12 protein-coding genes are annotated in these 13,164 nt (G+C 68.8%); 4 read left to right on the forward strand and 8 right to left on the reverse strand.

Annotated elements, in window-relative coordinates; translation table 11 throughout:
* Positions 1–42 precede the first annotated feature (42 nt).
* From AB8M46_RS14545 to AB8M46_RS14560, 4 genes are read left to right on the forward strand one after another with little or no spacing between them, the layout of a single operon-like run.
* Positions 43–1,233: an O-antigen ligase gene (locus tag AB8M46_RS14545; protein ID WP_037332850.1), complete on the forward strand. Its 1,191-nt coding sequence runs from the start codon at positions 43–45 to the stop codon at positions 1,231–1,233.
* Positions 1,230–2,432 carry a glycosyltransferase family 4 protein gene (locus AB8M46_RS14550; RefSeq protein ID WP_394360484.1) on the forward strand — a complete coding sequence of 401 codons (1,203 nt, stop codon included), beginning with the start codon at positions 1,230–1,232 and terminating at the stop codon, positions 2,430–2,432. Before AB8M46_RS14545 ends, AB8M46_RS14550 begins: the two co-directional genes overlap by 4 nt.
* Positions 2,429–3,076, forward strand: a complete 648-nt coding sequence (locus AB8M46_RS14555) for a phosphatase PAP2 family protein (RefSeq protein ID WP_394360485.1) — start codon at positions 2,429–2,431, stop codon at positions 3,074–3,076. The genes AB8M46_RS14550 and AB8M46_RS14555 overlap by 4 nt, the downstream gene beginning before the upstream one ends.
* 44 nt (positions 3,077–3,120) lie before the next feature.
* Complete coding sequence (locus AB8M46_RS14560; protein ID WP_394360486.1) at positions 3,121–3,921, forward strand: class I SAM-dependent methyltransferase; 801 nt, start codon at positions 3,121–3,123, stop codon at positions 3,919–3,921.
* A 61-nt stretch (positions 3,922–3,982) separates the two neighbouring features.
* Here the strand turns inward: AB8M46_RS14560 and AB8M46_RS14565 are convergent, their stop codons facing one another.
* The 8 genes from AB8M46_RS14565 to AB8M46_RS14600 are packed head-to-tail and all read right to left on the reverse strand — an operon-like array spanning position 3,983 to position 13,159.
* Positions 3,983–5,443 carry a right-handed parallel beta-helix repeat-containing protein gene (locus tag AB8M46_RS14565; RefSeq protein WP_394360487.1) on the reverse strand — a complete coding sequence of 487 codons (1,461 nt, stop codon included), beginning with the start codon at positions 5,441–5,443 and terminating at the stop codon, positions 3,983–3,985.
* A 55-nt stretch (positions 5,444–5,498) separates the two neighbouring features.
* Positions 5,499–6,809, reverse strand: coding sequence for a glutamate-1-semialdehyde 2,1-aminomutase (locus AB8M46_RS14570; protein WP_394360488.1), 1,311 nt, complete (start codon positions 6,807–6,809; stop codon positions 5,499–5,501).
* A gap of 4 nt (positions 6,810–6,813) precedes the next feature.
* Complete coding sequence (locus AB8M46_RS14575; protein WP_037332834.1) at positions 6,814–7,362, reverse strand: dTDP-4-dehydrorhamnose 3,5-epimerase family protein; 549 nt, start codon at positions 7,360–7,362, stop codon at positions 6,814–6,816.
* Positions 7,359–8,594, reverse strand: coding sequence for a polysaccharide pyruvyl transferase family protein (locus AB8M46_RS14580; protein WP_052120230.1), 1,236 nt, complete (start codon positions 8,592–8,594; stop codon positions 7,359–7,361). The genes AB8M46_RS14575 and AB8M46_RS14580 overlap by 4 nt, the downstream gene beginning before the upstream one ends.
* Positions 8,591–9,538 (reverse strand): glycosyltransferase family 2 protein, encoded by a 948-nt coding sequence (locus tag AB8M46_RS14585; protein ID WP_394360489.1) that lies wholly within the window; start codon positions 9,536–9,538, stop codon positions 8,591–8,593. The genes AB8M46_RS14580 and AB8M46_RS14585 overlap by 4 nt, the downstream gene beginning before the upstream one ends.
* Complete coding sequence (locus tag AB8M46_RS14590; protein WP_081975736.1) at positions 9,535–10,800, reverse strand: hypothetical protein; 1,266 nt, start codon at positions 10,798–10,800, stop codon at positions 9,535–9,537. Before AB8M46_RS14590 ends, AB8M46_RS14585 begins: the two co-directional genes overlap by 4 nt.
* A 56-nt stretch (positions 10,801–10,856) precedes the next feature.
* Positions 10,857–12,137 carry a DUF4910 domain-containing protein gene (locus AB8M46_RS14595; RefSeq protein ID WP_394360490.1) on the reverse strand — a complete coding sequence of 427 codons (1,281 nt, stop codon included), beginning with the start codon at positions 12,135–12,137 and terminating at the stop codon, positions 10,857–10,859.
* On the reverse strand, positions 12,137–13,159 hold the full coding sequence (locus AB8M46_RS14600) for an NAD-dependent epimerase/dehydratase family protein (protein WP_394360491.1): 1,023 nt from the start codon (positions 13,157–13,159) through the stop codon (positions 12,137–12,139). The genes AB8M46_RS14595 and AB8M46_RS14600 overlap by 1 nt, the downstream gene beginning before the upstream one ends.
* Between the last annotated feature and the right edge of the window lie 5 nt (positions 13,160–13,164).

A 13,164-nucleotide genomic window follows, 5' to 3' on the forward strand; every position in this document is an offset into this window, starting at 1 on the left:
CCGCATCTGCCCCGGGGCGAACGTCCCTCGCAGTCGCCGGACATGCCGAAGGCGGTCGCCTTCGTCTGGGCACTGCTGATCCTGAACACCCTCGGCTCCACCGGCGCGACGACGGTCATCCCGATCCCGCGTTCGGTGATCCAGCTGGTCACCATGGGTTCGCTCGTCCTGGCGTTCTGTATCGCGCTGGCGCTGAACCTCCGGCTCCGGATCCGGCCGAGCGCGTACCTGCTGCTGCTCAGCATCCTCGTTGTGCTGAGCCTTCTGGCGAGCCTGAACCTCGAAGTCGGCCTCGGCGCGCTGTTCCGCTGCTTCCGGTTCGGCCTGTTCGTCAGCACGCTGTGGCTGCTGACGCGGTGGTGGGACGGCGGGATCCGGCTCGTCCGCCAGCACATCCGGACCTATTCGGTGGTGCTGGTGACGGTCGTCGCCGGGCTGGCGGCGTCACCGGGGATCGCGCTGGCGGAGGAGTACGGCGGTCGGCTGACCGGCACGATTTGGCCGCTGACCCCGCCGCAGGTCGGGCAGTACTCGGCGGTGGTCATCGGGCTCACGCTGCTGCTGTGGCTCGGCGGCGAACTCGACCGTCTGAACGCGTTGATCGTCATCGTCCCGTCGATCGGCATCCTGCTGCTGACCCACACCCGCACCGCCACGCTCGGGCTGATCGCCGGGGTCCTGATCGCGTTGCTGTCGCTCTGGATGTCCAGCGCGCGGGCCAGGAAGGTGTTCGCCGGGGCCGCGCTGATCGGCGCCGTCTCCACCGTCGTCCTCGGTTCCCTGCTGCAGGCGTGGTTCCTGCGCGGCCAGAGTTCAGAGAACTTCTCCAGCCTCACCGGCCGGGCGAAGGTGTGGGACGCGCTGCTGTCCGACCCGCGCACGATCGGCGAGTACATCTTCGGTGTCGGGCTGACGAACAAGTCCTACATCGGCCTGCCCATCGACAACAGCTGGCTCGCGGTCTACCACGAACAGGGTTACGTCGGGATCGCGATCGTCGCGGCCTTCATGCTCGTGCTGATCGTGGTCGCCGCGCTGCGGCCGCCTTCGCTGGCCAGGGCGTGCGCGATCTTCCTGATCACCTACTGCGTTTCGGCGTCCTACACCGAGGCGGGACTCGGTGACGCGTCGCCGTACCTGCTGCATCTGGCGCTGGCGGCGTCGCTGCTGGTGCGGGTGCCGTCCGAACCCGTCGTCGAGAAGAAGTTCATCCCGGCCAAGGAGCCTGCGTGAAGGTCCTCGTGGTCCACAACCGCTACCGGTCCGAACAGCCGAGCGGGGAGAACAACGTCGTCGACCAGGAGGTCGCGCTGCTCGCGGCCGCCGGGCACGACGTCGGCCTCTTCGAACGGCGCAGTGACGACATCTCCGCGATGTCGTTGCCGCGTAAGGCCGTCGTCCCGCTCCAGGTGCCGTGGAACCGGGCGGTGCGCACCGACCTCGTCCGGCGGCTGACCGAAGACCGGCCGGACGTCGTCCACGTCCACAACACCTTCCCGCTGCTGTCGCCGTCGGTGCTGGCGGCGTGCGCGGACGTCGGCGTGCCCGTCGTCGCGACGGTGCACAACTACACGCTGATCTGCCCGCCCGGCACGCTGTACCGCGACGGGCGGGTGTGCACGGACTGCGTCGGCCGGACGCCGGCGCCCGCGGTCCGGCACGGCTGCTACCGCGGTTCGGCGCTCGCGACCGTGCCGATGGCGGCGAGTCTGCTGCTCAACCGGCGTCGCTGGTGGTCCGGCGTCTCCCGGTTCTTCTGCATCTCACGGGCGCAGCGCGAAACCCTGATCGCCGCGGGCATGCCCGCCGGACGGCTGGCGGTGAAGTACAACTTCGTCACCGACCCCGGGATCAGGCGCACGGGCACCGGCGAACATGTGCTGTTCCTCGGCCGGATCACCGCGGAGAAGGGCGTCGGCCTGCTCATGGCGGCCTGGGACCGGCTCGCGGCGGCGGGCGGGCTCGGTATGCCGCTGGTGATCGCGGGCACCGGGCCGATGCAGGACGAGGTCGCCCGCTGGGCCGAGGGCCGTGAAGACGTCCGCTACGAAGGACTGCGCACCAAGGCGGAATGCGCCGAACTCCTCACCCGTGCCGCGGTCGCGGTGGCGCCGTCGGAATGGCTGGAGACGTTCGGGCTGGTGGTCGTCGAAGCGATGGCCGCCGGTGTCCCGACCCTCGCCGCCGCGCACGGCGCGTTCCGCGAACTCGTCGAGGACGGCGTGACCGGGGCGCTGCACGAGCCCGGCGACGAAGAATCGCTGGCGCGGCGGCTGCGGGAGATCGTCGGAGACGTCGAACGGAACCGCGAACTCGGCAAGGCCGCGAGGCTGGTCTACGAACAGGAATTCACCCCCGAGGTGGGGCTGGAGCGGCTGATCGGCGGCTACGAGGACGCGATCGAGGCGGCCGAGCGGGTGGCCGCGGAGTGAAGGAGGGCGTACTGGCGGCACCACGGGCCCTGCCGCCGGTGCTCCGCCCGGCCGCGTTCGTCCTCGCCGTCATCGGCGTGCTCACCGCGCTGGTACTGGGACTCGGTTACGCGGGCACCTCGACACCGACCGGACCGGACGCGACACTCGTGGACGCGCTCGCCTGGTCCGGCGATCCCTGGTGGACCATCGCGACCGTGATCGATTTCGTCGGCGAGCCCGTCGGCGCGGCCGTCACGCTGATCCTGTTCTCCGGGCTGTGCCTGTATTCGCGGCGGCCGCGTACCGCCGTCACCGGTGTGGTGGCGGTCTTGGTCACCGTGGGCCTGACGAGCGGGCTGAAACCGCTCACCGGCCGGTACATCCACGGCGAATTCCTGTCGTATCCGAGCGGGCACACCGGGTTCGTCGCCGCGCTGGCCTTCACCGCCGCGCTCGGTGCCTTCGGCGGTCTTCGGCGCGGCCCGGCCACGGCGCTGCTGGTCGTCGTGGTCTTCGCCGCCGGAACGGCGATGGGCTGGGCCCAGGTAACGATGGGCGCGCACTACCCGACTGACACGCTGGGCGGCCTCGGTGTGGCACTCGCGGTGGTCCCGGCGGTCGCGTCGCTCACGGACAGGGTGTCGGCCCGGCGAACGCCGTGAACGCTATTTCCCCGAAAACCGCGCAGCGAAAGGAAGGCCATCCCATGTCTCTCCTCGATACCGCCAAGCGGATCGCCGCACGGGCGGAGGATCTCGGCCAGCGCGCGCTGGCCACGGTCGGTGCCAAACAATCGGAATCCGCCATCTCGGCCGATGCGCAGGGATATTGGAACGCGCCGGACGGAAAAAGATGGAAGGACAATTCCCATTGGCGTGATTCCGGCACGTTCGACGGCAACGACCTCTGGTCGGAAGTCGGCGCACGGCATCTGGAGATGTTCGAAGGCGGTGCCCGGCTGGCGGGGTTCGACCGGCCGTGGAACCGCGTCATCGAATGGGGCTGCGGCGGTGGTGCGAACGCCGTCCACTTCGCCCCGCGCGCCCAGGAATTCATCGGCGTCGACATCTCCGCCGAGACACTGGCCGAATGCGGGAAACAGGTCGCGAACGTCTGCGACACCCCGTTCCAGGCCGTCGACATCGACGTCGCGAATCCCGAAGCCGCGCTCTCGGTGGTGAAGGAACCGTGCGACGTGTACGTGAGCTTCTACGTTTTCGAGCTCATCCCGACGCCGGAGTACGGCGAGCGCCTGCTCCGCATCGCGCGGGAACTGCTCGTCCCCGGCGGGCTCGCGCTGATCCAGATCAAGTACGACCCCGGCACCTGGCGGACACGGTCGCGCCGTCGTTCGTACCGTTCGGGGCTGGCGGCGATGACGACCTACCGCGTCGACGCCTTCTGGCAGCTGGCGGAGCGGTGCGGGTTCACGCCCAAGGCGATCCAGCTGGTGCCGAAGAACGAGCTGGACGAACGGTACGCGTACTTCTTCCTGCAGAAGGACTGACCACCGCCGGAAAGACGTGACTCGCGTGATCGGTCTCCGATCACGCGAGTCACGTGAAGCGTCAGCAGCCGCCGGCGCCGTCGAAGGTGCTGCAAGGGTCCTGCCGATACGGAGCCGCCTGCCAAGCCGGCACATCGAGGGACCGTGACGCGTCATGCGCCACGAACGACCAATGCCCTAGGTAGGTGTTCGAGAACCACTCGTTGTCCTGCCCGAAGGTCACCGCGTCGGACACGACGTTGCCCCGGTACGGCGACCAGGACGGATAGGTGCCGTAATTCGCGAGCACCGCCATCCGCCCGCACAGCCCCGTGCAGTCGGGAGCGCTGCGGAAAACGTTGTCGTGGACGTTGACCCGCTGCGTCTTCCAGCGGCAATCGTCGTACGCCGGTGGCTGCGCGATCGACTCGGGCGCGCATTCCGACGGCGAGGAGACGACCCGGGTGCAGGTCCCGGTCGAAGTGTTCGACGGGCTGTTGCAGAACCGGTCCGCGTTCTCCCACAGGGTCAGCCCGCCCCAGTTGTCCTCGAACTCGTTCTCCGCGATCTCGATCATGTCGGTCCGCGCCGGGAGCCGCGGCTCGCCGCCGGATTCGCTCAGATACACCGCGGCGACCGGGAAGTTGTTTCCCCGCGCGGCGAAATCGCGGCCCATCACCAGGGTGTTGCGGCGGAAGGTGTTGCTGCGGATGATCAGGTTGTAGCTGATCTCGTAGAACAGCGCCTCGGCTTCGTTGTCCTCGATCACGTTGTCTTCGATGACGAAGTCGTTGTTGTTCGTGTCCGCCCAGAGCCCGGCGCCGTGGTTGTGGTGCACCCAGTTCCCCCGGATGTCCGCGCCGTCGACCGCCCAGAACTTCGCCCCGCCACTGCAACCGCAGCCGGGCACCTTCTTCTCCCAGTTCTCGGTGTTGTTCCCGGCGATCTCGTTGCCCTCGATGACGAGCCCGCTGATGCCGTTGCCCGCGCGGTAGGCGTTGATGCCGTACTGCCCGTTGTTCCGCAGGCAGTTCCCGAGCACCTGCTGCCGGGGCCCGGCCATCATCGCCGCGCCGCGGTTGTCCTCGATGACGTTGCCCTCGATCACCCAGTGCTCGCCGGAATCGTGGTTCACCACGCCCTGGTCCTGCGGGGCGGCGAAGCCGCGGATGGTCAGCCCGCGGATCACGACGTCCTTCGCCTGCTGGGTGAACGCCGCCCGGTTGACGCCGCGGCCGTCCAGCACCGCGCCGGGTGCGCCGAGGTAGACGTTGCCGTCCTTCGGGATCACCTGGCTGTACGGGTCGTCGGCGAGGATGTGCGTGCCGGCGCCGAGCCAGAACGTCGTCCCCGGCGGATGCGCCGCGGTCTCGATCGAAAGATGTTCGCCGGGTTCGACGATGACGGCGTCCTCCGGTTTGGGGAAACTCGCCGGTCCGGACGCGCAGACGGCCGGCGCCTCGGCCGCCGCTGCCACGGCGGTGAAGGAGCCGGCCGTCAAGACCACCGACAGCGCGAACGCCGTCGTTCTTGCCCAAGTCATACGAATCAAGGTAAATCACCACGCAGCGCAGAGGAGGGACACGAACGAGTGGTCCTCAGGAGTACTTGCGGAACACCGGTTTCACCGGCCTGCCGCCCGTCCATTGCGCCGGGTCACCGAGTTCCAGCGCCTTCCGGTAGGTGGTGCAGGCCCGCGCGACGACGTCGATCGTCTTGTCGATGTCGTCCTCGGTCAGCCCGGCACTGACCACGAAGGACGGTCCGAGCACACCGCCGCTGATCAGCTCCCGCATGAACAGCGTCCGATACGCCTGTGACGGCTCACGCGCTTCGTCGAGCGTCGCGAACACCAGGTTGCTCGCCCTGCCGCGCACGAGCACGTGCTCGCCGACTTCGGCGCTCGCGGCGACTTCGCGGACTCCGGCGGCGAGCCGGTCGCCCAGTTCGTGCAGGCGCGCGGTGATTCCTTCTTCGGCGTAGGTGTCGAAGACGGCGATCGAAGCGGCCAGACAATGCGTTTCGGCGCCGTGCGTGGTCGAAAGCAGGAAGACACGCTCGCGGTGGTCGCGCGTACCGCCCAGTTCCATGTACTCCCGTTTGCCCGCCAGCGCCGAGACACCGAAACCGTTGCCCAGCGCCTTGCCGAACGTCGAGAGATCCGGCGTGACTCCGTACAGACCTTGGGCGCCGGACGCCGACCAGCGGAACCCGGTGATCATCTCGTCGAAGACCAGCAGGGTGCCGTACCGGTCGCACAACTCGCGCAGCCCGGCGAGATACCCGACCGGCGGTTCCTGCTGCGTCGCGGCTTCCAAGACGAGACAGGCGACCTCCTCGGTCCGCAACACCTCTTCGGTGGCCGCGAGATCGCCGTAGGGGAAGGAAACCGTCAGCGCGGTGGTCTCGTCCGGGATACCGGCGGGCATCGGCGTCGTGCCGATGAACCAGTCGTCGGTGGAGAAGAACGCGTGATCGCGGCAGATCGCCACGAGCCGCCGTCCGGTCGCCGCCCGCGCCAGCCGGACGGCGGCGGTGGTCGCGTCGGAGCCGTTCTTCGCGAACTTGACCATTTCGGCGGTCGGCACGGCGGCGAGGAACCGTTCCGCGGCTTCGGCTTCGATGATCGACGGCCGGACGAAGTTGGCGCCTTTCGCGATCTCCGTCCGGACGGCCTCGAGGACCCGCGGGTGCGCGTGGCCGAGACTGACCGCGCGAAGTCCCGAGCCGTATTCGATGTATTCGTTCCCGTCGACGTCCCACACATGGCCGGCGAGGCCACGCGCGATGACCGGTGAGAGGTCGTCGGGGTACTGGTCGGTGCCCTTGGCGTAGGTGTGCGCGCCACCGGGGATCGCCCGGTGCAGTCGTTCGTTCGCCTGGTCGGAGCGCGGCAAGGGGCGGTTCACGTGATCACCTCGTGGTCGTCAGTGCGGCGGCTAGAGGAGGAGCGTGTGCGTCACGTTCGGACACCGCGCTGATCGGGAGCGGCCACGGGATGGCCAGTTCGGGATCGGCGTACGAGATCGCGATGTCCTCGGCCGGATCGTGCGGCCGGTCGATGCGGTAGGAGATGTCCGCCGGGTCGGTGAGCGCCTGGAAACCGTGCGCGCAACCCGCCGGGATGTACAGGGAGACCTGGGTCTCCCCGGAGAGTTCGAACCCTTTCACGGCCCGGAAGGTGGGGGAGTCCGGCCGCAGGTCCACGATGACGTCGAAGATCGCGCCGGAGGAGCACCGGACCAGTTTGGCTTCGCCGCGTCCGCCGCGCAGGTGCATCCCCCGGACGACACCCTTGCGTGAACGCGAAATGCTGTCCTGGGCGAAGCCGCCCGGGTCGATGCCCACCGACGCGACGACCTCGCTGTCGAAGGTGCGGCTGAAGAATCCGCGCTCGTCGGCGAACGGGGTCGGCGTGAAGAGGTAGGCGCCTTCGATTTCGGGGACCGGCTCGGCCTTCATCGGACCTCCTTGGCCGTGCGGAACAGGATCTCGTCGAGGACGTCGTACTGCTTTTCCAGCAGTTTCCGCTTGGCGGCGCTGCGATCGCGCAGACGCTGCCAGAACTCTTCGGGTTCGGCCTCGAGTTCGGCGAGTTGCCGGACGAGCAGGTCGACGTCGACGGCGCGGGCGGACTGGCAGTACTCCGCCAGCCCCATGTTCGCCATGATGCTGTCCATCTTCTGCGAATAACTGATCGAGATCGTCGGTTTCGCGAGTTTCAGCGAACACAGGACGTTGTGGTAGCGGGTCCCGACGACGGCGCCGAGCGAGGCGATCTCGGTGAGGAGATCGCCCAGCGTGGGCAGTTTCGCCGCGGTCACCCGGTTCGGGTCGAGGCCGGGCCGGTGTTCGCGCAGGTCGGCGAAGATCCGCTCGACCACCGGATCGTCGATCTCGTCCCCGGTGAGCAGCCGGACCTCGCGCCCGTCGTCGACCAGCCTGCGCACGAACCGTTTCATCGCGTCCACATAGGACGAATGGATCTCGTCGCCGTGGCGCCGGTCGTCGTTGCCGCCGTGGAACTCCATGACACCGACGCCGACGACGTCCGACGGCCGTCCGGCGGGGATCGGCAGGGCGAAGGCCAGGTCCGGATAGACGTCGTCCTTCGCGGTGTCGAGCCCCATCTCGGCCCAGGCGTCGCGGGACAGTTCGTCGCGGAAGGAGCGGTAATGCGCGGAGCGGGCGGCGATCCGGTACAGCCGCCGCGTGGTCCGCTGCCGGATGACGTTCGACCCGACGTTCAGCAGCGCGACCCTGGTGCCCCACAGCCTGCCCGACACCCCCAGCAACGCCATCGCGTACGGGAAACCCCAAGGGCGCAAGGGAAGCGTGGTTTCGAGGACGCCGGCGCCGGGGACGATCACGACGTCGCAGCGCCGGGTCCAGAAGAGGATCTTGAGTGTGTCGGCGACCTTGCCGACGGCCTTCAGCAGCGCCGCGCGGAGCCCTCCCGCGTCGCGGTTGCGCGAGTAGTACCAGAGCAGGGATTCCGCTTTGACGCCGTAGCGTGTCTCCACCTGCTCCGGCCCGGAGCAGAGGCAGCTGAGCTCCGCGTCCGGATGTCGTTCCCGCACGTACGCGAGCACGACCTCGAGTGATCCGTCGTTGCCGATGTTCCCTGCCCCCAGAAGGCCGAAGAAGCCGACTCTGGGGTGTCTTCGCGTTCTCGCTCCGGGGCGAGAGCTCACGACGTCCTCCTCTGCCGCCCAGGGACGACGGCGTCGATGTTCATCCGGTCGATTTCGAGTTCGGGGACGCCGTCCTCGGCCCGGTCCTCGTTGCGGCCGCGGGAGCGGTCGGCGAGCCAGGAGGCGAGGTGCCGGTAACACTCGCGCCGGTCCGCGGAGGAGAGCGGCGCCCGGCGGATACCGCCGACGAAGCCGCCGACGTACTCGCCGATGAGCCGCGGCATCGGATTCCGCACCGGGTCGGCGCGCCGCGGATCGAGGTTCGAACAGCGTTTGCGGATGCTGGGGTTCGCCCGTTCCGCGCGGCCGGGGTGGTCGCGGCGGAAGTACTGGACCTCGGGGACCTGGTGGAACGGACCGTGAAGGCTCAGTTCGGCCACGTAGGTGCGGTCGGCGTGGTGATAGCTGTCGAGCGGCTTGACCCGGCGAAGCACGTTCGTGCGCATCACCCCGTAGAAGTCGTCGCCGCCCGTTTCGAACAGCAGGCTGCGGAACCGTGTCGGCGCGTGCGGGGAGTCCGTGGCCAGCGGGTAGTCGAGTTTGTGGGTCACCGAGCCGTGGTCGTCGATGATGGCCTGCCAGCTGTGGGCGACGATCACCTCCGGCCGCTCGTCGAGCGCCTCGATACACAGTTTCAGCAGGTCGCGGCCGTAGAGGTCGTCATGGGAAGCCCATTTGAACAGTTCGCCGCGCGCCTCGTCGAGGACACGGTTGTGGTTCGGGGAGGCACCGACGTTCTTCGGCAGCCGCAGGTACCGGATCCGGGGGTCCCGGCTCGCGTAGTCGCGGCAGATCTCTTCGGTGCCGTCGGTCGAAGCGTTGTCCGAGATGATCAGCTCGAAGTCCTCATGGCTCTGGCCGAGCAGGGCGTCGAGTGATTCGGACAGGAACTCCTCGCCGTTGTAGACGGGCAAACCGATGCTGAGCCGTGGAACCTGGGTCATACCGTTCCCACCTCTTCGTCGTTCGTGCGCAGCGCGGCCGGTTCCGGCGCGGGCGGCCGGTACTCGCGATACGCGACACGGAGCTGGTACCACCACAGCGCGGCGCCCAGCCAGACCGAGAGCATCGAGCCCCAGGCGGCACCTTCGGCGCCGTCGAGGTAGGCGCCGAAGATCCCGAAGACCACATAGCCCGCCGACGCGACCAGCTGGGCACGGAGACTGCGTTTGGCGGCGCCGAGGGCCCGCAGCCCGGCGGCGGCGCCCGCGGTGAAGCCCGCGGCGGTGACGGACAGGGTCACCGGGAGGATCAGCGGTTCCGCCGCGTCCCAGACCGAGCCCATGATCCAGCGGCCGACGTCGTGGGGGACCAGGAGCAACAGGCCGAGCCCCCACAGCAGGGCCGCCCCGGCCTGGCCGCCGCCGAGGACCACGCAGAAATGCTTCAGCCGGTGCGGAGCGTGCCGCAGGACACGGGCGCCCTCCGCCACCGTCGTGAGCGAAAGCCCCATCAGGAGGGCGAGGAACGGCCCGAGCAGCTGCTCGGCGCCGCGGACCGCGCCGACCGCGGTGATCCCCGCGATCGCGCCGAGCCCGTAGGCACGCAGCTGGGACGAGCCGGCGTTGCTGACGTTCTCGATCAGGTAGCGCACGCTCAGGTCGCGCTGGTCCTTGAGCCAGCCCTTCATCTCCGAGAGCCTCGGCACGATGCCGGTCTGGAACAGCCCGTAGACCGCCGCGACCGCGCCCGCCAGTCCCCAGGCGAGCACGAAGGCGACCACGGTGCCGAAATGCGAGGCGATCGCCAGCGCCGGGATCAGGGCCACGCCCCAGACCGTGTCGTTGACGAACGCCTTCTTCCCGTCGCCCTTCGCGAACAGCGCGAACCGCCAGGCGTCCTGCAGCATCAGGCCGGGGAGCACGGCGCCGAGCGCGATGAACACCCCGCCCAGCGGCTGTACCGCGAGGGAGCCGGCGAGCACGCTGATCAGCCCGGTCACCAGGCCGACCCCGATGGCCGTCCCCGCCGCGCTCGACACGGCGCGGCGCCAGGATTCTTCCGGCACCGCGGAGAAACGCACCATCATCGGGTCGGTGGCCATGCCGCGCGAGATGTTGAGCACCACGCCGTAGGTCACCCACGCCAGGCTGAACATGCCGAAGGCGAAGGTGCCGAGGGAACGCGCGACGAACAGCCCGACCGCGAAATTGGTCAGACTCGAAACCGCCTGGTCGCCGAGGCCCCAGCTGAGCCTGCCCGCCATGGCCCGCACGGCCCCGGAGGCCAGTGTCGCCCGATGTTTCCCGCTCGTCACCCGCGTCACTCCTTCAGCAATCCGGCGCCCTGCAGCGCGTGAGCGGCGGCGACGACGGAATCGAAGGGGAGACCGGATCGCTGGGCGACGTCGAGCAGGCTGTGCTCGCCGTCCGAGAGGTTGAGCACCCAGAGCATCGCCATCTGGGCCGCTTTGGCGTCACTGCGGCCGCCGAGGGAGTCGTAGAGCCCGCGCTTGCCGAGCTGCGGCTCGCCGTAGGGGCTCAGGTTGACGTAGCGGCGGTTCCGGTCCAGCACGGAGAACGCCTCGCACAAGGTCGCGAGGGTGTCCTCCATCGCCTCGGTGGACACGAAATCCAGGTTGTCCGCCGACGTGTGGTACTCGGGATAGCCGGCGTACGGGGTCCTGGTCAGCGAGCCGACACCGAGGTTGAACCCCGGCGAGCAGAACTGCCGCTCGTCGTAGCCGTACGGCGAGAAGTCGAGGATTTCGTGCGGCTTCCCGGCGAGGACGTATTCGAGCACCTTGTCGATCTCGGCGTCCCCGCGGCGGCTTCGCTTGTAGTGCAACGATCCCGGATCGCCCGCGCAGGCGAGCACGATCCCGGCCTCGACCTTGCCGAGCCGTTCGGTGTTGCGTGCGAGCCAGGTGATCGCGCCGATCGTGCCCGGCATGAACAGGAACCGGTACGTGTGGTGCGGTTTCCCCTCGGCCAGCCGTTGGGCGAGAGCGGCGGCGACCGCGATACCGGCGACGTTGTCGTTCGCCAGCGACGGATGGCAGGTGTGGCAGGACACCAGCACCTCGTCGGTGACCTCGCCGGGCACCACGTGCTCGGCGTAGGTCAGGTGCCCGTCGTCCAAAGTGGAATCGATCCGGACCTCGTACTCGCCGTCCGGCAACGCGTCGAGCGTGTCCTGCGCCAGGCAGAAACCCCACGCCGGCGAGTAGTAGCTCGTCCGGTACGGCACCCACGAAGGCCGGTCCGGCAGGGTGTGGAGGTGCTCGCGCAGTTTCGCCAGCGGCATCTTCTCGTCGACGGGCACGCTGTAGCCGACGACGTGCAGGTTCGACGCCTGGAAGTCGACGACCTTCCGGCCGGACGGATCCTTCACGTAGGCGTCGCGGATGTTCCATTCCCGCGGAACGGTCCAGTCGAGCACCTGGGTCCCGGTCGGCACCTCGTGGACGTCGAGCGGGATGTACTCGCCGAGGATCTCCAGCGTGGCGCGGACGCCGTCGCCGGTGATGCTGCGACAGAGCGGATACAGGCGCTCGACCAGCTTTCGCAGGTCGGCGCCCGTGTCCAGGGGCTTGTCCGTCATCACCGTCGCCGCAAGGTCTCGTCGATCTCGCCCGCGGCGGTCCGCGAGTTGAGCGTGGCCAGCCGGGTGAAGCGGTTCTTGAAGTCGTGCGCGGTCAGACCGTGCGTGCGGTAGGCGTAGATCAGCTCCAGCGCGCCGTCCTTGACCGACCAGTCGCATTCGAAACCGGGGATGGCCTCGCGGAACCGGGAGAAGTCGACGCGGTACGAGCGCGGGTCGCCCGCGGACTCGCCGGTGATCCGCAGCGTCGCGCTGGGCGCGGCCTCGACGACCTGCTGCGCGATCTCGGCCACGGTCACGTTGTTGCGTTCGGTGCCGATGTTGAACGCCTTGCCGTGCACGGCCGCCCTGGGCGCTGCCAACACTTCGGAAAAGGCCCGCGCGATGTCCTTCGCGTGCACCAGCGGACGCCACGGCGTCCCGTCCGACATCACCAGGATCTCGCCAGAGACGTGGGCGTGCGCGGTGAGGTTGTTGAGCACGATGTCCGACCGCAGCCGCGGCGAGAAGCCGAACGCGGTCGCGTTGCGCATGTACACCGGGGTGAAATCGTCGTCGGCGAGTTCGTTCAGGTCGTCCTCCACCCGCACCTTCGACTCGGCGTACGGCGTCACCGGGCGCAGCGGCGCGTCCTCGTCGACCAGGTCGTCGCCGCCCGAAGCGCCGTACACCGAGCACGTCGACGCGTAGAGGAACCGCTTCACTCCGGCGTCCTTCGCCAGCTTCGCGAGCTTCACCGAAGCGTGGTGATTGATGTCGTAGGTCAGCTCCGGCGCCAGCGAACCGAGCGGGTCGTTGGACAGCGCCGCGAGGTGGATCACCGCGTCCACGCCGGTCACGTGCTCGGCGGTGACGTCGCGAAGGTCGACTTCGTGGCCCTTGGGGTCTTCGGGTTGCGGGCCCAGCACACAGGCCTCGAAGAGACCGGAGTCGAGGCCGACGACCTCGTGACCGGCGGCGGCCAGCACCGGGGCCATCACCGTGCCCAGGTAACCCTTGTGCCCGGTCAGCAGCACACGCATGGCTT

Source organism: Amycolatopsis sp. SB7-3 (assembly GCF_041021335.1).
Taxonomy (GTDB): domain Bacteria; phylum Actinomycetota; class Actinomycetes; order Mycobacteriales; family Pseudonocardiaceae; genus Amycolatopsis; species Amycolatopsis japonica.